The organism is Candidatus Palauibacter sp. (assembly GCF_965237495.1).
Lineage (GTDB): Bacteria > Gemmatimonadota > Gemmatimonadetes > Palauibacterales > Palauibacteraceae > Palauibacter.
In genome coordinates, this window is the sequence record NZ_OZ250143.1 from 2,011,701 (window position 1) to 2,034,660 (window position 22,960).

A 22,960-nucleotide genomic window follows, 5' to 3' on the forward strand; every position below is an offset into this window, starting at 1 on the left:
GACACCCTTTCGCCCCATGCGGTTGCCACGCGTCCCCGGATTCCGGACTTTCGTGCACTACTCGCGGACAAGGGCCCATGGACAGACTCCGGATCCCCAACATAGCGACGTACCTCCCGATCGCGCCTTCGGATTTGCTTCTGGCGGCCCCTCTCGCGGCGAGGATTCTCTTCGGCGCGAGCCCGGCCGGCCGCGCCCTCCAGATGGCGGCGCTCGGCGTGTACGCGGGGAGCGCGGCGATCGACTGGGCGATCCGCGCGGACGCCCGGCGGGTGGACTTCGAGGAGGCGTTCGGGTTCGACCCGCTTCGCCCGCCCCCGGCCTCCGAGAAGGATCGCCTGGGGGATGTCGAGCGTCTCGTGGCGCGCCTGAACGACAACTACCTCCCGATGCGGACCCCCCGGAAGGAACTGGCCGAGCAGGTCGACCTCCGGCTGACCGATTTCCTGGCCGAACTCACGGGGCAACGGCTCGAGACGAGCACGCAGGTTCGGGACTTCATGCTCGCGCAGATCGTGTTCCCCTTCGCCCTCGGGGCAGCGGACCCGTTGACCGGCGATGTCGCGATCTTCCGGAGTTCGGGTGTGTTCGAACCGCACGTGATCGCGCACGAGTTCTGTCACCGGAAGGGGTACCTGAAGGAGGTCGAGGCACAGATCCTCGGCTACCTGGCGCTGGCGGATTGCGGCGAACCCGTGCTCGAGCAATCCGCGTTCTGCGAGCGGCTCGACCGTCAGCTATGGGTGCTCGCCGACCGGGACGCCGCCACGTACAACGAGATGCTCGTCGACGCGGGTCTGCGTGAGGAGTTGCGAGCGGCCTTCGAGCTGCGTCACCCGAACGAGGGCGGGCTGGCCGGCGTCGTGGGGCCGATCATGAAGAACGCCTATGATGCCCGGATGAAGTTCACCGGCCAGAACGGCCTCTCCGACTACGACGAGGGGTTCACGAACTTCCTCCTCGCCACCGAGCGGGAGCCGGTGGAAGTGACCTGATGCCGACCCGCGGAGCCGCGGCCCCCACACCGTGAACCTACAGGATCCCGCCCTCACGTTCGCGCTCGCGCTCGCCGCGGGCGTGGTCGCGCAATCCGTGGCTCGACACGTGCGGGTGCCCGGCATCCTCTTCCTGCTCGCGACCGGCATCCTGCTGGGGCCGGAGTTCGCGAACCTCGTGCGGCCCGAGACGCTGGGCGAAGGCCTCAACCCCATCGTGGGGCTCGCGGTGGCCGTGATCCTGTTCGAGGGCGCGCTTCAGCTCAACATCGGCCGGCTGCGCCGCGAAGCGCTCGTCATCCGCCGGTTGATCACGCTCGGGGCACTGATCACGATCGCCGGGGCCACGGTCACGGCCATGCTCGCTCTGGGCTGGAGTCTCCAGGTCGCGCTGCTGTTCGGCGCGCTGGTCTCCGTCACGGGCCCCACGGTGATCAACCCGCTCACGCGGCGGATCCGTCTCCGGAACAAGCTGCGCACGATCCTCGAAGCCGAAGGCGTTCTCATCGACCCGGTCGGGGCCATTCTCGCGGTGGTCGCCTTCGAGGTGGCGCTGGCCTCGACCGCGGGCGAGGTGGGGGCGGGCGTTCTCGGCCTGCCCAGACGGCTCGGGCTCGGGCTCGTGATCGGGGTCGCGGGCGGGGTCGCCATCGGCGGTCTCCTGAGGATGCGCCGGGCGGTGCCGTCCGACCTGCGGAACATCTTCACCCTCGCGAGCGTCCTCGCCCTCTACCAGGCCTCGCACGCCATCCTGCCGGAGAGCGGCATCATGACCGTGGCGATCGCGGGGCTTGTGGTCGGCAACATGGGCCCGCGGCACGCGCGCGAACTCGTTGAGTTCAAGGAGCAACTCACCTACCTGCTCGTCGGCCTCCTCTTCGTGCTGCTGTCGGCCGCCGTCGACCTGGCCGACGTGTGGGCGCTGGGCGCCGGGGGCATCGTGACCGTCATCGTGCTCGTCGTGCTCGTCCGCCCGCTCTGCGTCCTGGCCTGCACGCGGGGAGCGGGACTCGAGCGCAACGAACAGGCCTTCCTCGTCTGGCTCGCACCGCGCGGGATCGTCGCCTTCGCCGTGTCGTCCCTGTTTGCGGCGGAACTCGCGCACATGGGGATGGAGGCACAGGGAGATCAGCTCCGCGCGATGGTGTTCCTCGTCATCGCCGTCACCGTGGTCGTACTCGGGGGGACGGGCGGGCTCATGGCCGGACTCCTGCGCGTGCGGAAGCCGTCCAGGTACGGGTTCGTCGTGGTAGGGGCCAATCCGGTGGGACGCGCCCTCGCGCGTACGCTCCGGGCAGCGCGAACGGGCGACGCTCCGATCGTCCTCGTCGACACCAATCCGACCGAGGCGGGCGCCGCGGAGGGTGAGGGGTTCCGGGTCGTGCTCGGCAACGCGCACGACCCGCGGACCCTCGTGAGGGCGGGGGTCGAATCGCGACGCGCCGTCGTCGCCCTCACCCCGAACGAAGGCGTGAACCTGCTGATCGCGAAACGCGTGGGGGAGGCCGCCCCGGGCGTCGACCGGCTGGTCGCCATAGATCCGCTGACCCCGGGTGTGGGCCCGGAGCAGGTGGACGAGAGCGAAGCCGCCGTACTGTTCGGTTCGGGAATCGAATACGAGCGCTGGGCGCACCACTTCCGGCGTGACCGCGTCGCGATCGAACCGCTCATCTACGAGGGCACTCCGGGGCTGCGCGTCACGCAGCTGGACGCGCTGGCCGACCGCCAGTTCCCCGCCCTTGCGCTCGTCCACCGGCGCGGGAGGCGCGAGCAGCCGGTGTCCACGAACACTGTCCTCAAGTCGGGAGATGTGGTCTGGTTCGGCTGGCTGCGCGATCATGAGGAACTCGTGGAGCCCCGGCTCGAAGGCTCCGGGTTCCGACGGCCGGACCGTCCGACCTCCGCCACACGGACGGAAAACCCCGGGGAAGATTCCGCCAACCCGGAAGAAGAAGAAGAGGAAGAACGGAGTTCATGAAGATACATACCGCTCGGCGGACGCACGGCTTCACCGAGTCCGTCATCCGCATGATGACCCGGCTCTCGAACGAGCACGGCGCGATCAACCTCTCACAGGGCTTCCCCGACTTCGAGTCGCCGGACACGCTCAAGATCGGAGCGGCGCGCGCGATCTACGACGACGTGAACCAGTACGCGATCACGTGGGGCGCGAAGCGCTATCGCGAGGCGCTCGCCGCCGCCTACGGCGATTGGTACGACCTCGACGTGGACCCGGAGCGTCACCTGACCGTGACCTGCGGGGCGACGGAGGCGATGATGTCCGTGCTGCTGGCCGTGGTGGATCCGGGCGAAGAGGTCATCGTGTTCGAGCCCTTCTACGAGAACTACGGCCCTGACACCACGCTCTGCGACGCGACCCCCGTCTTCGTGCCGCCGGCGAGCGACTGGCGGATCGACTTCAATCGCCTGCGCGCCGCATTCAGCGACCGGACGCGCGCGATCATCGTCAACACCCCGAACAACCCCACCGGCCGCGTCTTCACGCGCGAGGAACTGGAGAAGATCGGGGCCCTGTGCCAGGAGTTCGACGCCTACGCGATCACGGACGAGGTGTACGAGCACATCCTCTACGACGGCGCGCAGCACATCCCCATGGCGACGCTGCCGGGGATGCGGGAGCGGACGATCACCATCAGCGCCGCGTCGAAGACCTTCGCCATCACGGGGTGGCGGATCGGGACGATCATCGCGCACCCGGCGCTGTCCGACGCGATCCGGAAAGTCCACGACTTCCTCACCGTGGGGGCCCCGGCGCCCCTCCAGGAGGGGGTCGCCGCCGGGCTCGAGATGCTCCCCGCCTCGTATTACGAGGGGTTGTCCGACTTCTACGGCGCGAAGCGGGACCTCTTCTACCCCGCGCTGGTGGAGGCGGGGTTCCGCTGCCGGAAGCCGGAGGGCGCGTACTACGTGCTGGCGGACTTCTCGGATCTCTCGGATCTGCCGGACGACGAGTTTTCCTTCTGGCTCACGCGTGAGATCGGGGTCGCGCCCGTCCCCGGAGCCAGCTTCTTCCACGACCCCGCGGACGGGCGGAAGCTGGTGCGTTTCGCGTTCTGCAAGACGGAAGAGGTCCTCGAACAGGCGGCCGAGCGCCTCGTGAACGTGAGGGCCCGCGTATGAAGCTGCCCTCGATCGAGCGCCTCGCCGCCGCGGCCTGGGCCACGGCACAGCGGTTCCCGGTCGTCCTCGTCTGCGGGGTCGTCGCCGCCATCGCCGCCATGAGGGCCGTGGAAGCGGACACGCTGGACGCCATGCGCCCCGTCGCCGCGGCCACCCTCGGACTGCCCCTGCTCACGGGCCTGACGCTGTTCGCAGAACGCCGGAACTTCGGAGCGCTCCGACACTGGGCGCTCCGCGCGCTGGGCCTCGCCGTGCTCCTCCTCTTCTATTGGGGCTGGCCGAACTGGAGTGAGCCGGTCACGGGGATGCGCTACTTCCACTTCAGCGTCACGCTGCACCTCATGGTCGCGTTCATCGCCTATCTCGGAGTCCGCGAGCCGAACGGCTTCTGGCAGTTCAATCGAACCCTGTTCTTCCGGTTCTGTCTCGGCGGCATCTATACGTATGTACTGTTCGGCGGGCTGTCGCTCGCCATGCTCGGCATCGACAATCTGTTCGGGATCGACATAGACGATCTCAACTATCCCCGACTGCTCTTTTTCCTCGGCTTCGTCTTTCAGACCTGGTTCTTTCTCGCGGGCGTGCCGCGTGACCTCGAGCCGCTGGAGCGGCGGGATGACTATCCGGCGGGGCTACGCGTCTTCGCGCAGTATGTGCTGCTTCCGCTCGTCTCCCTGTACCTGGTCATCCTCACGGCCTACCTCGGGCGCGTGGTGATCACGACCACGTGGCCAAGCGGCTGGATCGGCTATCTCGTTTCGGCGCTCGCGACTCTCGGCATCTTCTCGCTCCTCCTCGTCCACCCCCGGCGCGGCCGCGAGGGCCACGCCTGGATCGCTACGTACGCCCGGGTCTTCTGGATCGCGCTCATCCCATCGGTCGCCATGTTGCTGCTCGCCATCACGCAGCGGATCGGCCAGTACGGCATCACCGAGCGCCGCTACCTGCTGTTCGTCCTCGCGGTCTGGCTGGGCGCCACCGCCCTCTTCTACGCGGTGTCGCGGTCGCGCGAGATCAAGGGGATTCCGCTCAGTCTGGCCGTGCTCGGCCTCCTCACCTTCGTCGGCCCCTGGTCCGCGTACGATGTCTCGCAGCGCAGCCAGATCGGACGGCTCGAGGGCCTGCTGGCCGCGCACGGGGTGCTGCGGGAGGGACTGATCTCCCCGGCGGCGGCCGAGGTTCCCGTCGAGGTCCCCGCCGAAGACTGGCGCCAGATCAACGACATCCTGCACTACCTGGCGGGCTGGCACGGGACGGCCGGCATCGACGGCTGGTTCGAGGGGGGCGTGGCCACGATCGACACGATCGGGGACGGAACGGCGCCCTCCTCGTGGGCCGAAGCCGGGCGGCGCGCCGCGCTCATCGCCGACTATTTCGGCCTCGCACCCGCGGAGGGGTTGCTGCCGGACCCCCGCGGTTTCACCGGGATCTCGCCCCCCGGGGGTCGGGACGCCGCCGTCGCCCTGGGCGGTTTCGATCGTGCGCTCTTCGACGTGAACCTCCTCACCGGCCGACGCATGATCGAGGGGGATACGCTGGCGTTCGACGCCACGGCGGACAGCCTCGGCGCGAGGATCCGTCTCGGCGAGACGGAGTTGGCGACCGCCTCCTTCGCAGGGCTGATCGCCCGGGCGGCACGGTCGGGCATCTCGACCGCGCCCGGACGCGTCGAACTGCCGCCCGACTCACTGCACCTTGATTTCACCCAGGCGGGCGTCACGGTCCGGATCCAGATCACGACGCTGCGCGTCCGGCTGACCGACGACGAACATCGGCCCGTCAGCGTGAGGGGTACGGTGCTGTTCAGGCGCGAGGAAGACCCCGAGCCGTAGCCGTCCGTGCGGGCCCCGGCGGCCCGGAGCCGGGCCCGAGGGAACACAACCCTTTGCGGCGGGGTTCTGTCACATTGAAGGGCGAAACTCGCTACGGCGCGGATTCGTAGATTCACCGGGTCGCCGACTTTTCCGCAGCGGAGTATTCGACGTGAAGCTGATCCGACAAGCCGTCGCCGCGTTCGCCGTCTGGGCCGTCTTCCTCTATGCCTGGGCTGCCGTCTCCCACCTCACCGAACTGGCCGGACCGGCCCGCATCAGCAGCGCCTCGATGGGACTGGTGGCGGACGCCCTCGAAGTCCTCGATCCGCCGGGCGCGCTAGCCGCTCCGCCACGCCTCGCCGCGGCGCAGGTCCGGCGAGCGGCCGATGCCGCCGGGGCAGTGCATGGCGCGATCGAGCACTCCGCGGGCGCGTTCGTCGACCGGCTCGGGCACGCCCGGGCGCACCCCCGCCGCGATGTTCTGGAGAGGCTTCAAGAGGGACTTCAACAGAGGCTCGGGACGCAGCGGATCCTGCGCACACCAAGCGGGCGAATCACGATCAGGCCGAACGACAGGCTGGCACGGACCCTGGAGCGCCGTGAGCGGCTGTGGACCGACCAGACGCAGACTCTGGACTCCGGGGAGGATGTGCGCCTGCACGTCGGGCTCGGCGCCGGGACCATCTGGCTGGACGCCGGGACCATCCGGCTGGACGTCACGAGAGCGCCGCACGGGGAGTTGCACAGGGTGCTGCACGGACGCGCCGCGGCCACGGAGGCGGGACGCTCCGACCCGCAGCTCTCAGTGGAGCTGGACGCCAGCGTCGACCGGGACAAGGTCAGGAAGTGGCTCGAGAAGCTGCTCGATCTGCTGGAGGATCTGGAAGCGTCCGACACGCGTTGATCCAGCGTTGAGCCAGTGTTGAGCGATATGGAGTCCCGCCGCCACCGATCTCCGGTCGCCATCGTCGGGATCCTCGCCGCGGTCAACCTGCCCGGACTGGCGCCAGCCGTAGCCCAGGAGGCGCACGCCGGCCACGCCATGGCGACGGAGCAGCCGAAGCCGACCACGTCGACGAAGAGCATCCGCGTCGTCGACGATCCGGGGCGCAAGGAAATCGCCATCGTGTTGGGGCCGATCGATCTGCCCGCGCATTCCTCGCACCACATGGAGCAGCTTCCCGTGCAGGAAGGCGTCTTCCCCTTCGACATGACGATCCGCGGCTACCGGACCCATATCCTCGACGCGGACGGAGAGCCCGTACCGCGCGTCGTCCTGCACCACATGAACCTCCTCGATCCCGGACGACGCGAACTCTTCCTGCCGATCATGCTGAGGGTGCTCGCCGCGAGCCACGAAACGCGACCGGTGCGCATGCCGGGCTGGCTGTTCGGTCTCCCCGTGCGGGGGGGCGCGACCTTCCTCGCGCTGACCATGCTGCACAACCCGACGGAGGAGGCCTACGAGGGCGTCACCGTCCATCTGACGCTCGAGTACGAGCGGAACGAAGCGCTGCCCCTGTATCCCGTGACGCCGTTCCACCTAGACGCCATGTACCCCGAGGTCTCCGCCACGAAGGCGTGGGACCTTCCGCCCGGACGCTCGACGAAGTCCTGGGACGCCAGCCCCGCCATCCGCGGGCTGATCATCGGGCTGGGCGGACACCTGCACGCGCATGCGACCCGGCTCACGTTCCGGAACCTGACCACCGGCGAAGTCCTGTATGACGTACGGCCGAGAGTCGATGGGAGCGGACGGATCGTCGACATCCCCATGCTCATGCACCAGGGCCGCGGCGTCGGGACGCTCGTCGTCCCGGGGCACACCTACCGCATCACGGCCGAGTACTGGAACCCGTTCGACTCAGTGATCGAGGACGGTGGCATGGCGGCGGTCGCCGGGGCCTTCATCCCGTTTGGAGGCTGGCCCGCGGCGAATCCGCGCGAGGCGCTGTTCGCGGCCGACTACGACTGGGTCATCCGCGGCCAGATCGAGCACGGCGCGGTCCGCGAGCGACCCTAGTTCGCCCGGCTGTACTCCACGCGGCCATCGACGATCGTGTAGTCCACCTCGGCCTGGAGGATCTCGTCGGCGGGGATCGTCAGGATGTCCCGCGACAGGACGGTGATGTCGGCCAGCTTCCCGACTTCCAGCGTTCCCTTGAGGTCCTCCTCGAACGCGGCGTAGGCGTTCGCCCGCGTGTACGACTTGAGCGCATCCTCGCGCGTCATCGCCTGGCCCTCGAAGAACGTCGACCCGCCCTCGATGAGGCGCGTGACCGTGCAGTGGAAGCTCGCCAGCGGGTCGGCGTCCTCCACGGGCACGTCCGTGCCGTTCGTCACGATCGCCCCGGCTCCCATCAGGTCCTGCCACACGTAGGCGCCCGACCGCGCCCGGCCCTCGCCCAGTCGCAGCATGACCCAGGGTCCGTCGGAGCAGGCGTGGATCCCCTGCATGGAGGCGATCACGCCCAACTCGGCGAAGCGCGGGATGTCCGCCGGGTCGATGTGCTGCGCGTGCTCGATCCGCCAGCGCAGGTCGCTGCGGTCCGGGTGGTCCGCGAAGGTGCGCTCGTACAGGTCGAGCACCTCGCGGTTGCCGCGGTCCCCGATCGCGTGCGTGTTGACCTGGTAGCCGCGCTCGATCGCCAGCCGCGCGACGCGCTCGATCTCTTCGGGCGTCGTCGTGGCGAGGCCGGTCGATGACGGCATGTCCGCGTAGGGCTGGAGGAGCCACGCGCCGTGCGAGCCGAGCGCCCCGTCCACGACCTGCTTGATCGACCGCACCGTGAGCCGGTTGTCCGCGTAGCCGATCATGCGGTACTCGTCGAGCCGCCCCGCGAGCGCCTCTGCCCCGCCCCGCAGCATCACGTACATCCGGACCGGCAGCGCACCCTCATCGGCCAGGGTCCTGAGCAGATCCACCGTCCCGAAGCCCGATCCGGCGTCCTGGAAGCTCGTGATCCCCTTGCGGAGCAGGTCCTCGTTGGCGAGGCGCACCTGTTCGCGCGCCCGGGCCTCACGCTCGGCCTCCGAGCGCGCCGCCCCCTCCTCGTTGAAGACCCGCCGAGCCAGACCCTGCGCCGTCTCGCGCAGGACGCCGGTCGGACGCCCCGCCGCGTCGTGGACGATCTCGCCCCCGGGCGGATTGGGCGCGTCGGCGTCGATCCCGGCCAGTTCCAGCGCCTGCCCGTTGACGAAGGAGGCGTGGCCGCTCGCGTGGGTCAGAATCACCGGATTGTCCGGACTCGCCGCGCTCAAGCCTTCGTGCACCGGCTGCCCCTCGACCATCGGATCGGGCGGGCGGCTCCACTTCTCCTGATGCCACCCCCGGCCGCTGATCCAGACCCCGGGCTCGGCGTCCGCCGCCGCCTCGGCCACCATGGCGACGATGTCGTCCCAGGTGTCCGCGGTCGTCAGGTCGAGGATCATCTGCGCATTCCCCAGGCCCATGAAGTGGCCATGCCCCTCGATGAAGCCCGGAATCGCGAGTCGCCCCCCGAGGTCGATCACCCGAGTGCCCTCGCCAACCCAGTCAGCGACCTCGTCGTCGGCGCCCAGCGCGGCGATCCGTCCGTCTCTGGCCGCGAGGGCACTCACCACGGCGTCCTGGCCGTCGAGCGTGGCGATCTTTCCATTGGTGAGGACGAGTTCGGCGACCCCCTCCGGCAGCGGGGAGACGTCGGCACCGGTCGCTTCGGGGCTCTCCCCGGCGTCAGTCGCGCACGCCGCGGCGACGAAGAGGAGAAGCGGGAAGACGGAGCGGCGCGGAAATGCGGTGCGTCGAATCATGGTACCCTGACCTCGGAAGTGAAGGTGACGGGTCATCATATCGAACGCGTGCGCGCGTCGCACCGACGCTGACTGCGTACTTTCCCGTCCAAAGCCGTCGTGCGTACGTTCCTGGAGGGGCCGAATCGGATGTTGGGAGGGGACGAGGTGACGCGGATAAAGAGAAGCGCCCGATCTCGGTGGGGGTGGGTGGTGTTGAGCCTGACCTGCATCGTTCCGTCTACCGCGCACGCGCAGGTCGGTGTCCTGGCGGGTTACAACCGCGACGCCCTCGGCGATTTCCTGCCTGCCAGCGGCTTCGACTTCACCGATCTCAACGATGGCTTTCACATCGGGATCTTCCTCAACGTCAATCTCGCCTCCTTCGCGCTGCGGCCCGCCCTCGTGTATCACCGCGTCCCGAGCCTCGTCGCGAAGGCGGGCGAGGATCAGGTCCGGTTCGACATCGACCTCCTCGAGATCCCCGTCGACGTGCGGATTCGAATCCCGTTTCCGAAGGTCAGCCCCTACCTGCTGGCGGGACCCGTCTTCACCTTCCCGTCGAGCGCCCTCGCGGGGGTCGACGACCTGTTCACGGCGCATCCCATCCGTGCCGAATTCGGCGCCGGCCTGGAACTCGACCTGGGCCTCCGTCTGTGGCCCGAGGTGCGCTACGGGTTCGGGATCAACTCACTCATGGGTTCGGAGGTCCCGGTCGGGTCCTCGGTCCTCCGGGGCGAGGGGAAGCCCCGCCTCGACACCCTGACGCTGCGACTCGGCATCAGCTTCTAGTTGAATTCCCGCCGAACATCCCCCATATTGCTCGACCCTTAACCGAATAAATACCGAATACAGGCTCGGGAGCCCATGTCGCCTCCGATCACAGACCGGCACCCATCGATCCGGGGGCGCGGAAGCGCGCACAACCCGAAGAACCGCTTCCTCCCCCTTGCGGTGGAACGAGAGGCGTGGACCCTGGCCTCGGACCCGGATCCGAAGACCGAGGTCCTCGAGGACCGGTCCCGGCGCGTCATCTCCCGGAACGACAGTCCCGACCTCGGATTCGACGCCAGTCTCAACCCGTATCGGGGCTGCGAGACGGGCTGCGCGTATTGCTATGCGAGACCGACGCACGAGTACCTCGGCCTCTCGGCGGGGCTCGACTTCGAGAGCCGAATACTGGTCAAGCCGGAGGCGCCCGAACTGTTGAGACAGGAACTCGCCTCACCGCGGTGGAAACCGCAGGTGCTCGTGCTGAGCGGGGTGACGGACCCCTACCAGCCTCTGGAGCGGAGGCTGGGCCTCACACGCCGGTGTCTCGAGGTTCTGGTCGAGGCGCGGAACCCGGTCGGGATCGTGACGAAGCACCACCGCGTGACCCGGGACATCGATCTGCTGCGCGAACTTGCGCGCTACGACGCGGTGCAGGTTCAGCTCTCCGTGACGACGCTGGATCGATCACTGCAGCGGAAGATGGAGCCTCGAGCCTCCACCCCGGAGCGCCGGCTCGAAGCGATCGCGCGGCTCGCCGAGGCGGGAATCCCCGTGGGGGTGAATGTGGCGCCCGTGATCCCGGGGCTCACGGATCACGAGATTCCGGCCATCGTCGAGGCGGCGGCGAAAGCGGGGGCGGGCCGGGCCATCTACATCATGCTCCGTCTCCCGTACGGGGTCGCCGATCTCTTCGAGGACTGGCTCCGCCGGCACTACCCGGACCGCGCCGACAAGGTGCTCAACCGGATGCGGGAACTGCGGGGCGGGAGCCTCTACGCGTCGACCTTCGGAGAGCGGATGCGGGGTCGCGGGCCATTCGCGCATCAGGTCCAGCGTCTCTTCGACCTTGCGCGCGCGAAGCACGGCATCGAGCCGCGCGACTACGATCTCTCGACGGAGCACTTCCGGCCGCCGAGGGTGGGCCCGCAGCTGGGCCTGTTCGACGAATAGCAAACGCGGACTCCCATGGATCGAGCGCTGCCGGCGCGGTTGAACGAGCTGCGACTGCGAGGCTCCCGCCGCGCGCCGATCCGCAGCAGCTTGCCAGCCAGCCCGTCCACGATCACCTTCCGCCCGACGAGAAGTCCTCGTCGTCGCAGTCGTCGAACCCCTGACTCTCAGACCTGCCTGCGGATGCCCAGTTCCTCAGCCCGATGGCGCCGTCGCCCGGCTGCGGCATCGTGTTCGGTACTGCGGTGTTGATGAAGATCGCGCCCGCGCTGACGATGGTGCAGTATCGGGTGCCGGGGGGACGAGATTCGTCCATCCCGCAGCCATCTTCGGAGGCTCAGGCGTGAATCCAGTGGACGCACGGGAATTGGAGCGGTTGCGGGTCCATCTGGAGTCGGACCGGGTGGAGCGCAAGTGCTCCGCCGCCGACCGTAGCAAACTGCGACGCAACATTTGTGCGTTTGCTAACGATCTTCCAGGTCATGGTCGACCCGGCGTGATCTTGATCGGAGTCGAGAACGACGGCGACTGTTCGAACTCGACGATCGACGACCAGCTCCTGACTACACTTGCGGGCATGAAGGACGACGGGAACATCTTGCCCGTTCCGTCCCTTGTCGTGCAGAAACACGTCCTCTCCGGCTGCGAAGTCGCCGCGATAATCGTCGAGCCATCTCGGAGTCCGCCGGTGCGATATCAAGGACGGGTGTGGGTCAGAGTCGGCCCGACCGTGCGCCTGGCCACTCCCGAAGAGGAGCAGCGCCTGAGCGAGCGCCGGCGTTCCGGTGAGCGGCCCTTCGACCAGAGTCCGACGCCGGATGCCACAGTCGAGGCGCTCGACCTCGCGTACATCGAGACACACTACCTGCCGCACGCCGTCGCGCAGGATGTTCTGGACACCAACCAGCGTTCCCTGGACCAACAGTTGCTGTCATTGCGTCTGCTCGCGAAGGGCGCGCCGACATGGGGTGCGCTCCTGGGTTTCGGACGGGATCCACAGGGCTGGATTCCCGGAGCGTATGTGCAGTTCCTCCGCTTTGACGGCACGGAGGTCACAGACCCGATCCGCAGCCAGAACGTGCTGACCGGCAGGCTCGATGATGTGTTGCGGCAGTTGGACGAACTGCTGAAGCTGAATATCTCGACTCGCACAGAGGTCGCTACCGTCTCCCGCGAGGCCCGTTGGCCTGACTATCCCGTGGCGGCACTTCAGCAACTCGCACGAAATACGGTGATGCATTCCGCTGGCACCCGACCTCTATTCGCTTCAAGGTCTCCGCAACCTGGGTCCGACACTTCGCCGTTGGCAGAGCGAATGGGCGGAGAGGCGCGAGCGCAATCCCGTCGAGGATCTCCGCGTGCCGGCGGGTGCAATGCGGGCCATCGGCTACATCGTCATGCAGCATGCAGTCCGTCTGGACCGCCCGGTCAAGGCCTGCGGGCGCTGGATGCGCCGGATTCCCGCCGTATACGCGACGGCGGTCGCCGGCGAAGCCGCACCCTTGACGGGGACCGCGATAGAACGCGATCCGAACTGCCTCGCCACGCTCAAGCATTACCGCGGCCTCATGCCGCTTGCCCAGGAGGCCCGAAAGCCCATGTTCGCCCTCAAATCGGCCGATGGCGCGATCGGCGGACACGCGACTGCGGTCCAGGACTGCTACCGGGATTTCCAGGCACTCGCCGAGACGGTTGCGGAACGCGCGGGGATTGAAATCCCGCCCCCGTGACAGCGAAAGCCTGGGCCCAACTGACGGTCAGACGCGCATCGCAACTCGGCGGGATGGGAGTGGTTCGAACCGGAGGAGCTCGATCAGAGGGGCTTCGATCGCGGGGATCTCGAAGCTCGGGACTTCGATCTCCGGGATTTCGAAATCCAGGTCCCAGTCGGCGGGTTCGAACTCGAAGCTCTCGATCTCCCCATCGTCGTCTCCGCGGCGCCACCGGAAGAGGCGGTCAACCTCCTCCAGTTCGACGGTGAGGGTGCGTTCGGTCCCGTCGCGGACGATGCGGACCGACACCTCGCCCGCCTCGATGTCGGCGAGCGCCCGCGTGAGATCGACCGGGTCGCTCACGTCCTCGTCGCCGATGCCCACGATCACATCCCCTGCCCGCAGTCCGGCGGCGGCGACCGGCGAGTCCTCGGACACCGACGTCACGAGCGCGCCGCCCTCCACGCCGAAATAGTCCGCCAGCTGGTCGCCCAGCGTCTGAACGTTCGCGCCGAGTCGCGGACGACCGAAGAACTGGATATTCGCACCGCCACGACCGGGCTGAATCTGAACGCTCGGCGGCGACAGCCATGTGAGCCCTCGTCGCGAGGTGGACGGGTTGACGACGAGGCCACCTTGAACGGCCTGGCTCAGCCACGACCCCCTCGACCCGAGCTCGACCGACAGCTCGCGTTCGGCTCCGTCGCGGAGCACCGTGAGCTGCACCTCGCGACCCGGGGGCGTCTCCCCCGCGAGTCGCTGCAACTGGGCGACGCTCTCGAGCCGATCGCCGTTCCAGCGCACGATCACGTCCCCGTTGTCGAGGCCGGCCTGGTCCGCGGGTCCCTCGGCGACGACATCGCTGATGAAGGCGCCGTAGGGCCTCGGCAGGCCGAGGTCGGAGGCGCGCTCCTCATCGACATCGCGGATCTCGACGCCCAGATATCCGCCGCTGCCGGAAGACAATATCGACACTCTTTCGCGCCGATCGTCCTCGCCCTCCTCCTGGGCCGTGACGGGTCCGGCTCCGACGCCGAGCCCCGCGAGCAGCGCCACGCCGAGCGCTGCGGCGAGCGACTTCCTCGATTCCTGATTCATGTATCCCCCTCCGGGTCCTCCCCGATCGCCGGCGCGCTCCGCACCGGATAGTGAACGATCGCGGCTCGAAGGCCGCTCCGTCTACCTCGTCGGGTAGGACATTCGCGGGACGGCGGTCGGTTGCCCCGGGCCGGCGGGCCGGCGCCCGGGGTCAGCGGTTCGGAGCGAAGAAGAGGGGGACCCCGCCTTCGGTCGGCGCGATGACCATGTTGTTCGTCCCCTCACCGATCTTCCCGAGCATCTCCAGGTAGCGCCAGTGCAGGTAGCGCTGGCCCGACACGCCCGCGAGGCTCTGGGCGATGATGTCCTGCGCGTCCCGGATCCCCTCGGCCTCCGCGCGCTGCTGGTTCGCCTGTTCGACCACGACCTGGGTCTGGTACTCCTCCGACTGCACCTGCTGCTCGCGCGCCAGCTTGGCTTCGATCGCCTGCCGGATCGTCTCGGGCGGCGCGACCTCGCGCACGAAGAAGTCGGTGATCTCGACGCCGCGCGGATTCAGGCGAGTTGTCATCAGCGCCTCGATGCGGGCGGAGATCCCGGTCCGTTCCGTGGACAGGATGTCGGAGGCCTCGATCTCGGCGATCGCGTCCCGGATGGCCGAGCGGTAGGTGTTGTAGACGAACGACCCGACCGCGTTCTCGTTCCCGACCGTGAGGTACAGATGGACGGCGCTGTCCGGATTGATGCGATACCGATAGGCCGCATCGACCGCGATCTGAAGCTGGTCCGAGGTCAGCGCGTCCAGGCGCTCAGCCTGACCGCCAGCCGGGTACTGGACCTCCCGCAGGGGATAGTTGGTCCAGGACCGCAGCACGTTATGATACAGACCCTGCGTGTAGGGGCGCGACGATACCGCCCCGGTGACCGGGTTCCGCTTGACCGAGACCTCGTACTGGTCCACCCGGTTGAAGCCGAACACGAAGAGCATCAGGACCAGGAAAACCCCGGCCACCGCGGCGATTGAACCCAGCCGCAACGACTTCACAGAATTCGACATTTTTCATCCTCCCAAGACTGGAATGTGCATCGCCCGCGACGTGGGCGCGGGCGGGCGGGCCTGTTGTGCCCGCGGCAAGATAACCGCGCGGTCGCACCTGCCCCACCGGGCCGGTAAGATCCACCTGACCACCCCTACCCTCTCGCCGGAGAAGCATTCATGCCTCGACGGATTCATGGAAGCGCCGCCCCGACCCGGATGACGCGAACGGCCCTCGCGGCTGCGCTCGCCGCCGCGTGGGCCTGCTCGGCCCCCGTCCCCACCGACGAGTACGACGTCCTCATCCGGGGCGGCACGGTCTACGACGGCTCCGGCGGCCCGCCCCGCATCGCGGACGTGGCGATCGCCGGTGACACGATCGCCGGCATAGGCGACTTCGCGGGCGCCACGGCGGCGGCGACGATCGACGCCACCGGCCACGCGGTGTCACCGGGCTTCATCAACATGCTCTCGTGGGCGACCGAGTCGCTCCTCGTCGACGGACGATCGCTGAGCGACATCCGCCAGGGCGTGACGCTCGAGGTATACGGGGAGGGCTCCTCCATGGGACCGCTCAATCCCGGGATGAAGCGGGAAATGGTCGAGCGGCAGGGGGACGTCCGCTTCGAGGTCCCGTGGATCTCGCTCGGCGAATACCTCGACCACCTCGTGGAACGCGGCGTGGCGACGAACGTGGCCTCCTACATCGGGGCCACCACCGTGCGGGTACACGAGATCGGCCATGAGGACCGCCCCCCGACGGTCGAGGAACTGGGCCGCATGCAGGACCTGGTGCGGGACGCCATGCGCGAGGGCGCCCTGGGGGTCGGCTCATCGCTCATCTATGCCCCCGCGTTCTACGCCGGCACCGACGAACTCATCGCGCTCGCGAGCGCGGCCGGCGAATACGGCGGCGGGTACATCTCACACATGAGGAGCGAGGGGAACCGCCTCCTCGAAGCGGTGGACGAACTCCTCACGATCGCGCGCCAAGCCGGCGTGCGGGCGGAGATCTACCACCTCAAGGCGGCGGGCAGCGAGAACTGGGACAAGCTCGACCAAGTCATCGAACGGGTGGAGGCGGCGCGCGCCGAGGGGCTCGAGATCACCGCGGACATGTACACCTACACCGCCGGCTCGACGGGGCTCGACGCGGCCATGCCGCCCTGGATCCACGAGGGCGGCCACGCCGCGATGATCGAGCGGCTGCGCGACCCGGCGCAGCGCGAGCCGATCGCGGCGGAGATGCGGACGCCGACAGACGAATGGGAGAACCTGCTCCTCGCCGCCGGCTCACCCGAGCGCGTGCTGCTCGTCGGCTTCCGGCAGGACTCGCTCCGGTATCTGACGGGGCGGACGCTGGCCGAGGTCGCCGCCGCCCGCGGCTCCGGGATCGAGGAGACCGCCATGGACCTCGTGGTGCAGGACGACAGCCGCGTGGGTACGGTCTACTTCATGATGTCGGAGGACAACGTCCGCCGTCAGATCGCCCTCCCGTGGGTGAGCTTCGGCTCCGACGCCGGATCCCTCGCCCCGGAGGAGCCGTTCGTCCGCTCCAGCACGCACCCACGCGCCTACGGCAACTTCGCGCGGCTCCTCGGCAGGTACGTGCGAGACGAGGGGATCCTTCCGCTGGAGGAGGCGGTCCGGAAGCTGACGTCGCTGCCCGCCGCCAACCTGCGCATCGAGGGGCGCGGCCGTCTCGCGTCCGGCTATTTCGCCGACATCGCGGTGTTCGATCCCGAGACGATCGCCGATCACGCCACGTTCGAGGAGCCGCACCAGCTCGCGACCGGCGTCCGCGACGTGTTCGTGAACGGGGTGCAGGTCCTGTCCGAGGGAGAACCCACGGGCGCCACCCCCGGGCAGGTGGTGCGGGGACCGGGCTGGGAGGGCGCCCCCCGCTGACGCCCTCGTGCGAGGCGCGGGGTGGATCCTGCCGACGGTCATCGGCATTCCGACCATCGCCGTCTGGACTCGGCGCTACCGGCGGAAGTTCAACCCGGCGCCGCCGCCCGCTGACGCCCGCTCGGCGTGAGGCGATACCGCTGGTTGTGGGCGCGCGGCGCGTCCGGCCGGGTCATCGCGATGAAACCGTGACGCAACGCGGGCCGCAGGTAGTTGTAGAGAAAATTCGGGCGATGCGTCAGCTGCAGACGCGACATCAGTTCCCTCGCGGACAGTGCGCTGTCATCCATGACCGCAAGAAGGCGGCGCACTTGTTCGGTTACTTGTTCGGTTACTTGTTCGGTTCGTACGTGCTCCAACACGACCTCGCGAATCATCCGCAAGGCGTATTCCACGAAACCCGTGGACTCGCCCGCCCGGCCACTCTCGCGCAGCGCCTCGTAGTAGCCAGCCCGGTGGTCTCGAATCATGCTCTCGACCGGCAGCGCGGCGAAGAGGGGTTTCCAACGGGCGAGGATCAGCGTCTGCCAAAGCCGGCCCATACGCCCGTTGCCATCGGCGAAGGGGTGGATGAACTCGAACTCGAAGTGAAACACGGAACTGGCGATCAGCGGATGCTCGTCCGTCTCCTCAAGCCAACCCAGCAGGGCCGACATCAGGGACTCCACACGGGAGGCCGGAGGCGCGATGTGGACCACGCCCTCCGGGCCCGCGACGACGGCACCGCCGGTTCGAAAGCGGCCGGGCGCCTCGATGAGTCCGTCCATCATTATCCGATGCGCCCGCAGCAGGTCCGCGACCGAGTGCGACGTCCAATCCGGCATCGCCTCATATGCCGCGAACGCGTTGCGGACCTCGAGCAGGTCGCGGGGCGGCGCCCGGACGCGCCTGCCGTCAAGTACGGCGGCGACTTCTTCGACGCCTAGCGTGTTGCCTTCGATCTCGACCGTGCTCTGTACGGTCCTGATACGATTGGCGCGCCGTAGCGCGGGGCGAACGTTTTCGCCGCCTTCCGACTCGATCCTGCCCATGGCTTCGCCGATGTCGGCCACATGGCGCACGATCTCCGGGGTGACGCGAAAGGGGGGCTCATAGCCGCCTTCCCCGGAGAGGCCGGATGCGTCCACCTGCATCTGCCGGCTAGTTGCCGCGCGCGCCGCCGTCGAAGGCGCGGCTGTCGGCGGCACCCCAACGCAGCCCGGTGTCCCAGTCGATGTAGATCCCCATCGCGCTCCCCTGCCCGCCACGGGTCGAGATCCGGTGCCCCATCGCCTGGTAGAGACGCTTCGTGTCGGGGGAGAAGCCCCACTCCTCGAAGGTGGTCGTGTCGGGAAACCACTGATGGTGGATGCGGGGCGACTCGATGGCGCGCCCGAACTGCGACCCCGTCATCCCGTGATCCACGACGTTGAGTACGACCTGGAGCGTCGTGTTGATGATGGTGCGGCCGCCGGGGCTTCCGATCGCCAGCACCGGCCGCCCGTCTCGCGCCACGATCGTCGGCGTCATGCTCGACAGCGGCTGCTTCTGCGGGGCCACGAGGTTGGGCGGCGTACCGATCGTGCCGCGGGAGTCCGTCCGGCCCGGGATCGCGTTGAAATCGCCGAGTTCGTTGTTGAGGAGGAAGCCGGCGCCGGGGACGACGATGCTGGAGCCGTACCCGAACTCGAGCGTGTAGGTCACGGCCACCGCGTTGCCCTCTGCATCGACCACCGAGTAGTGGGTCGTCTCCTCGCTCTCCGCGCTCTCCGCGAGGAAGACGGTGTTGAAGGCGGCCGAATCGCTGCGCGAGGCGCGCTCCATGTCGATGCTCGACCGCAGCTGTCCGGCGTACGCCTTCGAGGTGAGGCGCTCGACCGGTATGTCGGGATTTAACTTCGGATCTCCGATATAAAGTGCTCGATCCGCATACGAGCGCCGCATGGACTCGGTGAGGAGGTGGAGGTAGAGCGCCGAGTTGTGCCCGATCTCCGCCAGGTCGTACCCCTCGAGGATGTTGAGCATCTCGACGATGCCGATCCCGCCGGAACTGGGCGGCGGCATCGAGTAGACATCGTAGCCGCGGTACGTCCCGTGAATCGGGGTCAGTTCGTCCGCCTCGTAGCGGGCGAGGTCCTCTGCCGTGATCAGACCGCCGTGCTCCGCCATGAAGCCGGCCACGAGCTTCGCCGTCTCGCCGCGGTAGAAGCCGTCGTGCCCGTCGCGCTGGATGCGGCGCAGGGTCTCGGCCAGGTCCGGCTGCCTGAAGGTCTCCCCCGGCTCGTACACGCCGACTCCGTCCTTGAGGAAGGCCTCGCGCGTCGCGTCGTACAGCGGCCCGGCCCGGCCCGGCAGCGAGCCCAGCCAGTTCTGCATCGCCCACGTGGACGGCATCCCGTCGGCCGCCAGCCGGATGGCGGGTTCCAGGAGGTCCGCCCAGGGCAGCCGGCCCAGCCGCTGGTGGGCCTTCCACATCCCGGCCACCGTGCCGGGGACCCCGACCGCGAGCAGCCCGATGCGGTTCGAGTTGTCGCGAACCTCGCCGGTCCCGTCCAGATACATGCGTTCGGTCGCCGCGAGCGCCGCCTTCTCCCGGAAGTTGAACGTCGTCACCTCGCCGTCGGCCCCGTGGTACACGAGGAAGCCGCCGCCCCCGACGTTGCCGGCGGAGGGCAGCGTCACGGCGAGCGCGAAGGCGGTGGCCACGGCCGCGTCGACCGCGTTGCCACCCTGCTCGAGGATCTCCTGGCCCACCTCCGAAGCGAGATAGTGGCTGCTCACGACCATGCCGCCGCGCGACGGCGCGGCCATGCGGCCCGATTGCGCGGCGAGCGGCGAGAAGACGACCGAGACCGACACCGCCGACAGGGCGAAGGTACGAACGGCGAACGCGGACAGGCGCTTCCTGGTGATCAAGACCCCTCCTCTGGACAGAGACGCTTCACCCGGCTCCCCGCGCCGCGTGCGAGCGGCGGAGCGACGACCCCGGGATCGCGCGCAATGTCGGGCGGCTTCCTGCGGGCGGAAAGGGGATCACGGTTCGTCGGACCCCTCGGGGACGGGGACGAGCGCGACCGCCCGCAGGGGGCCGCCGGAACCTCCCGAGATCTTCATGGGGAGGGCGATGACGGTGGCCCCGCGCGCGGGAAGCCGGTCCAGATTCGTGAGGTTCTCGAGGCTGGGGACGCCGGCTGCCGCCGCGACCTGGTGGACGATGAAGTCGGTCGAGGGACCGTAGTCGATCGACGCCGCATCGATGCCGAGGACCGCCGCGCCCCGTCCTTCGACGAGGAGCCGCGCCGCCTCCTCCCCGTAGCTCGGAAAGTGGAGGTTGGACGCGTCCCCCGGGGTGTCGTCGCCCAGATAGGCGAGCGCGTCGGGCCAGCGCGCGCTCCACCCGGTGCGGAGCAGGACGAGACTGCCGTCCGGGATCTCCCCGTGCTCCGCCTCGTGCGCCTCGATATCGTCCGCCGTGAGCCGGTAGTCGGCGTCGGCCGCGGCCTGCGCCGTGATGTCGATGACGACCGCGGGCCCCATCAGCCGCTCCAGCGGGATCGACGCGACGTCGCCCCCGCCCTCGTGGAAGTGGATCGGCGCGTCGATGTGCGTTCCCCCGTGCTCGGCGGTCGCGAGCGCGTAGGCGGAATAGAAGTAGCCGGCCTCGGTCTCGCCGAACGCCAACTCGTCGAGCCGGAACCCGGCGGTGTCCGTCGGCCAGTAGATCGTTTCCGGACCGAAGGTGTGCGTGAGATCGACGATCTCGAAGTCCGCCAGGTCCAGTTCCGCCGCGGACGGCTCCGCGGAGGGCGTCGCCCGCCTGTCGTCGGGCGTCTCGACCCAGATCGAACACGCCGCCAGCGCCGCGCACGCGACGAAGACGCCCGCGCCCCGACGCAAAAAGTCCGAACTCGGCATCGCTCACTCTCCCTCGTTCCGGTGCCTCTTGGTTGCCCGGGTTCCATCCCCTGCGGTGATCCCTCGCCGTGAAAGTGGCGACCCGGAGTGGACGAAGCGAGATTCGTGCATGCGAAACATCACCCGGGGCCTCCTCGTCGTCTTCGTTGCCGCGCTGGGGTACGGCGCCCTGGCCGTGCTGGCCAAGCTCGCGCTCGCCGAGGGGGTGGAGGTGCTGCCGCTGCTAGCGTGGCGCTTCGTGCTCGGGAGCGGGCTCGTGTGGGCGTTCGTGTTCGCAACCGGGCGTCCTTGCCCGCCCCGGCGCCGGGTGGTCGGGCTGTGTCTGCTCGGCGTGCTCTACGCCGGCAACGCAATGTGCTACATGCTCGGGCTCGACCGGCTCCCGGCCTCGCTCGCGACGCTCGTCTTCTTCACCTATCCCGCCATGACCGTGCTCCTGGCCCGGATCTGGGTCGGCGAGCGCCTGACCTCGCGCCGCATCACCGCGCTGGCCCTCGCGATGGTCGGCTGCGCGCTCACCGTCGGACTCGGCGTCGGGTCGGGGGACCCGCTTGGCGTCGGCCTGGTCGTGCTCTCCGTCGTGCTGCTGGCGGCATGGATCGTCTGGAGCCACGGCGTGCTCGAGGGGCTCCCTCCCGTCTCCGCGACGGCGACCGTGATCACCTCGACCGCGGTCGCGATCTCCCTGACCGCCCTCGCCACGGGAGGCGTCGGCGTACCGCTCGCACGCGCCCCGCTCGCCCTCATCGCGGCGATCGGGCTCTTCTCGACCGCGATCCCGGTTACGGCGTTCCTGGTCGGGATCCAGTGGATCGGTCCGGCCCGGGCCGCCATCGCCGCTACGGTCGAGCCGGCCGTCACGCTGACCCTGGCGGCGCTCGTCCTCGGCGACCGCCTGTCGAGCGGCCAGGGGCTCGGCGCCCTGCTGATCCTGGCTGGCGTCGTGTGTCTCCGCCTCGAACGCCAGCCGGAAGCCGTCGATGTCCACCCCTGATCACCGCGAGGCCGGAAGGCGGACTCCAACCTTCCCGGTACAGGGCGCGTCTCAGGAATCGAACGCGGACGGGGGCCAGGCGGGTCAGGTAGCGATCGAATCGAACGGCGAAGCGAGGCGGCACGGGTCGGACGCGGGGGAGGGCGGGCAAGTCCCCGCCGGCGTCGCGGCGGACGTGCGCGCGGCCGCGTTCGGGGATGGAGCGGCGTTCGAGCGGCTCTATCGGGCCCACGTGTCGCGCGTGTACGGCCTCGTCTGCCGGCTGGCCGGGAGCGAGCGCGCCGACGAATTCACGCAGGATGTGTTCGTGCGGGCGTGGGAGAAGCTGGGGACGTTCCGCGGCGAGGCGGCGTTCGGTTCGTGGCTCCACCGGCTGGCGGTGAACGTGGTCTACAGCCGTCTGCGGGCCGTGCGGGCGCGGCGGGAGCGGGAGACGGGAGGCGAACTCCTGCTCACGCGGGCCCGGGCGCGGCGCGACAGCATCGAGATCCGGCTCGATTTCGAGGTCGCGATCGAGCGGCTGCCGGAGGGGGCGCGACAGGTGTTCGTCCTGCACGACATCGAGGGATACAAGCACCGCGAGATCGCGGAGATGCTGGAGATCACGGCGGGGACATCCAAGTCGCAGCTGCACCGGGCGCGGATGATCATGAGACGGCACCTCGACGCATGACGGGTGGAACACCGACACGCGTCCGGAGGCGTACCGGAAG

Annotated in this window: 19 protein-coding genes and 1 pseudogene; 13 read left to right on the top strand and 7 right to left on the bottom strand. The window is 68.9% G+C overall.

Features of this window, described 5'->3' with window-relative positions:
- Positions 1–77 precede the first annotated feature (77 nt).
- The 6 genes from ACPXY0_RS08755 (at position 78) to ACPXY0_RS08780 (ending at position 7,973) form a co-directional block, all read left to right on the top strand.
- On the top strand, positions 78–995 hold the full coding sequence (locus ACPXY0_RS08755) for a DUF3810 family protein (protein ID WP_423930336.1): 918 nt from the start codon (positions 78–80) through the stop codon (positions 993–995).
- A gap of 31 nt (positions 996–1,026) precedes the next feature.
- A complete protein-coding gene (locus ACPXY0_RS08760; RefSeq protein ID WP_423930338.1) occupies positions 1,027–2,973 on the top strand; it encodes a cation:proton antiporter in 1,947 nt (648 codons plus the stop codon).
- On the top strand, positions 2,970–4,136 hold the full coding sequence (locus ACPXY0_RS08765) for a pyridoxal phosphate-dependent aminotransferase (protein ID WP_423930340.1): 1,167 nt from the start codon (positions 2,970–2,972) through the stop codon (positions 4,134–4,136). Before ACPXY0_RS08760 ends, ACPXY0_RS08765 begins: the two co-directional genes overlap by 4 nt.
- Positions 4,133–5,968, top strand: a complete 1,836-nt coding sequence (locus ACPXY0_RS08770) for a DUF4153 domain-containing protein (RefSeq protein WP_423930342.1) — start codon at positions 4,133–4,135, stop codon at positions 5,966–5,968. Before ACPXY0_RS08765 ends, ACPXY0_RS08770 begins: the two co-directional genes overlap by 4 nt.
- 151 nt (positions 5,969–6,119) lie before the next feature.
- Positions 6,120–6,854, top strand: coding sequence for a hypothetical protein (locus ACPXY0_RS08775; RefSeq protein ID WP_423930344.1), 735 nt, complete (start codon positions 6,120–6,122; stop codon positions 6,852–6,854).
- A gap of 18 nt (positions 6,855–6,872) precedes the next feature.
- Positions 6,873–7,973 carry a hypothetical protein gene (locus ACPXY0_RS08780; protein WP_423930346.1) on the top strand — a complete coding sequence of 367 codons (1,101 nt, stop codon included), beginning with the start codon at positions 6,873–6,875 and terminating at the stop codon, positions 7,971–7,973.
- Here ACPXY0_RS08780 and ACPXY0_RS08785 read toward each other — a convergent pair.
- Positions 7,970–9,742, bottom strand: coding sequence for an amidohydrolase (locus ACPXY0_RS08785; RefSeq protein WP_423930348.1), 1,773 nt, complete (start codon positions 9,740–9,742; stop codon positions 7,970–7,972). The genes ACPXY0_RS08780 and ACPXY0_RS08785 overlap by 4 nt on opposite strands.
- Before the next feature lie 195 nt (positions 9,743–9,937).
- Between ACPXY0_RS08785 and ACPXY0_RS08790 the strand changes: the two genes are divergently transcribed.
- Complete coding sequence (locus ACPXY0_RS08790) at positions 9,938–10,513, top strand: hypothetical protein (protein ID WP_419942040.1); 576 nt, start codon at positions 9,938–9,940, stop codon at positions 10,511–10,513.
- A gap of 75 nt (positions 10,514–10,588) precedes the next feature.
- Positions 10,589–11,665: a PA0069 family radical SAM protein gene (locus ACPXY0_RS08795; RefSeq protein WP_423930350.1), complete on the top strand. Its 1,077-nt coding sequence runs from the start codon at positions 10,589–10,591 to the stop codon at positions 11,663–11,665.
- 112 nt (positions 11,666–11,777) lie between these two features.
- Here the strand turns inward: ACPXY0_RS08795 and ACPXY0_RS08800 are convergent, their stop codons facing one another.
- Positions 11,778–11,981 (bottom strand): hypothetical protein, encoded by a 204-nt coding sequence (locus tag ACPXY0_RS08800; RefSeq protein ID WP_423930352.1) that lies wholly within the window; start codon positions 11,979–11,981, stop codon positions 11,778–11,780.
- Positions 11,982–12,068: 87 nt separating this feature from the next.
- Here ACPXY0_RS08800 and ACPXY0_RS08805 point away from each other — a divergent pair.
- Positions 12,069–12,392: pseudogene (locus tag ACPXY0_RS08805) on the top strand (helix-turn-helix domain-containing protein); the annotation flags it as partial.
- A gap of 631 nt (positions 12,393–13,023) precedes the next feature.
- The gene (locus ACPXY0_RS08810; RefSeq protein ID WP_423930785.1) at positions 13,024–13,395 is read left to right on the top strand and encodes a hypothetical protein; all 372 of its coding nucleotides are present in this window, start codon (positions 13,024–13,026) and stop codon (positions 13,393–13,395) included.
- A gap of 27 nt (positions 13,396–13,422) precedes the next feature.
- Here ACPXY0_RS08810 and ACPXY0_RS08815 read toward each other — a convergent pair whose 3' ends face one another.
- Positions 13,423–14,475, bottom strand: a complete 1,053-nt coding sequence (locus ACPXY0_RS08815) for a PDZ domain-containing protein (protein ID WP_423930354.1) — start codon at positions 14,473–14,475, stop codon at positions 13,423–13,425.
- 151 nt (positions 14,476–14,626) lie between these two features.
- Entirely contained in the window at positions 14,627–15,472 is an 846-nt protein-coding gene (locus tag ACPXY0_RS08820) for a prohibitin family protein (RefSeq protein WP_423930356.1), read from the bottom strand.
- Between the two features lie 159 nt (positions 15,473–15,631).
- Between ACPXY0_RS08820 and ACPXY0_RS08825 the strand changes: the two genes are divergently transcribed.
- Positions 15,632–17,359: an N-acyl-D-amino-acid deacylase family protein gene (locus ACPXY0_RS08825; RefSeq protein WP_423930358.1), complete on the top strand. Its 1,728-nt coding sequence runs from the start codon at positions 15,632–15,634 to the stop codon at positions 17,357–17,359.
- An 89-nt stretch (positions 17,360–17,448) separates the two neighbouring features.
- On the opposite strand, the gene ACPXY0_RS08830 is transcribed toward ACPXY0_RS08825, so the two are convergent.
- The 3 genes from ACPXY0_RS08830 to ACPXY0_RS08840 all read right to left on the bottom strand — a co-directional run bounded on the left by ACPXY0_RS08830 (position 17,449) and on the right by ACPXY0_RS08840 (position 21,253).
- On the bottom strand, positions 17,449–18,486 hold the full coding sequence (locus ACPXY0_RS08830) for a Fic family protein (RefSeq protein WP_423930360.1): 1,038 nt from the start codon (positions 18,484–18,486) through the stop codon (positions 17,449–17,451).
- Positions 18,487–18,499: 13 nt separating this feature from the next.
- Positions 18,500–20,254: a gamma-glutamyltransferase gene (gene ggt, locus ACPXY0_RS08835; RefSeq protein ID WP_423930362.1), complete on the bottom strand. Its 1,755-nt coding sequence runs from the start codon at positions 20,252–20,254 to the stop codon at positions 18,500–18,502.
- 117 nt (positions 20,255–20,371) lie between these two features.
- Positions 20,372–21,253, bottom strand: coding sequence for a cyclase family protein (locus ACPXY0_RS08840; RefSeq protein ID WP_423930364.1), 882 nt, complete (start codon positions 21,251–21,253; stop codon positions 20,372–20,374).
- A gap of 109 nt (positions 21,254–21,362) precedes the next feature.
- On the opposite strand from ACPXY0_RS08840, the gene ACPXY0_RS08845 reads away from it, so the two are divergent.
- Positions 21,363–22,247 carry a DMT family transporter gene (locus ACPXY0_RS08845; RefSeq protein ID WP_423930366.1) on the top strand — a complete coding sequence of 295 codons (885 nt, stop codon included), beginning with the start codon at positions 21,363–21,365 and terminating at the stop codon, positions 22,245–22,247.
- Entirely contained in the window at positions 22,234–22,920 is a 687-nt protein-coding gene (locus tag ACPXY0_RS08850; RefSeq protein ID WP_423930368.1) for an RNA polymerase sigma factor, read from the top strand. The genes ACPXY0_RS08845 and ACPXY0_RS08850 overlap by 14 nt, the downstream gene beginning before the upstream one ends.
- The last annotated feature ends 40 nt before the right edge of the window (positions 22,921–22,960 follow it).

Coding starts and splice junctions, on each gene's coding strand:
- ACPXY0_RS08755 (WP_423930336.1), top strand. CDS start 78: ATGGACAGACTCCGGATCCCCAACATAGCGACGTACCTCCCGATCGCG.
- ACPXY0_RS08765 (WP_423930340.1), top strand. CDS start 2,970: ATGAAGATACATACCGCTCGGCGGACGCACGGCTTCACCGAGTCCGTC.
- ACPXY0_RS08770 (WP_423930342.1), top strand. CDS start 4,133: ATGAAGCTGCCCTCGATCGAGCGCCTCGCCGCCGCGGCCTGGGCCACG.
- ACPXY0_RS08785 (WP_423930348.1), bottom strand. CDS start 9,742: ATGATTCGACGCACCGCATTTCCGCGCCGCTCCGTCTTCCCGCTTCTC.
- ACPXY0_RS08795 (WP_423930350.1), top strand. CDS start 10,589: ATGTCGCCTCCGATCACAGACCGGCACCCATCGATCCGGGGGCGCGGA.
- ACPXY0_RS08800 (WP_423930352.1), bottom strand. CDS start 11,981: ATGGACGAATCTCGTCCCCCCGGCACCCGATACTGCACCATCGTCAGC.
- ACPXY0_RS08815 (WP_423930354.1), bottom strand. CDS start 14,475: ATGAATCAGGAATCGAGGAAGTCGCTCGCCGCAGCGCTCGGCGTGGCG.
- ACPXY0_RS08820 (WP_423930356.1), bottom strand. CDS start 15,472: ATGTCGAATTCTGTGAAGTCGTTGCGGCTGGGTTCAATCGCCGCGGTG.
- ACPXY0_RS08825 (WP_423930358.1), top strand. CDS start 15,632: ATGCCTCGACGGATTCATGGAAGCGCCGCCCCGACCCGGATGACGCGA.
- ACPXY0_RS08840 (WP_423930364.1), bottom strand. CDS start 21,253: ATGCCGAGTTCGGACTTTTTGCGTCGGGGCGCGGGCGTCTTCGTCGCG.
- ACPXY0_RS08845 (WP_423930366.1), top strand. CDS start 21,363: ATGCGAAACATCACCCGGGGCCTCCTCGTCGTCTTCGTTGCCGCGCTG.
- ACPXY0_RS08850 (WP_423930368.1), top strand. CDS start 22,234: ATGTCCACCCCTGATCACCGCGAGGCCGGAAGGCGGACTCCAACCTTC.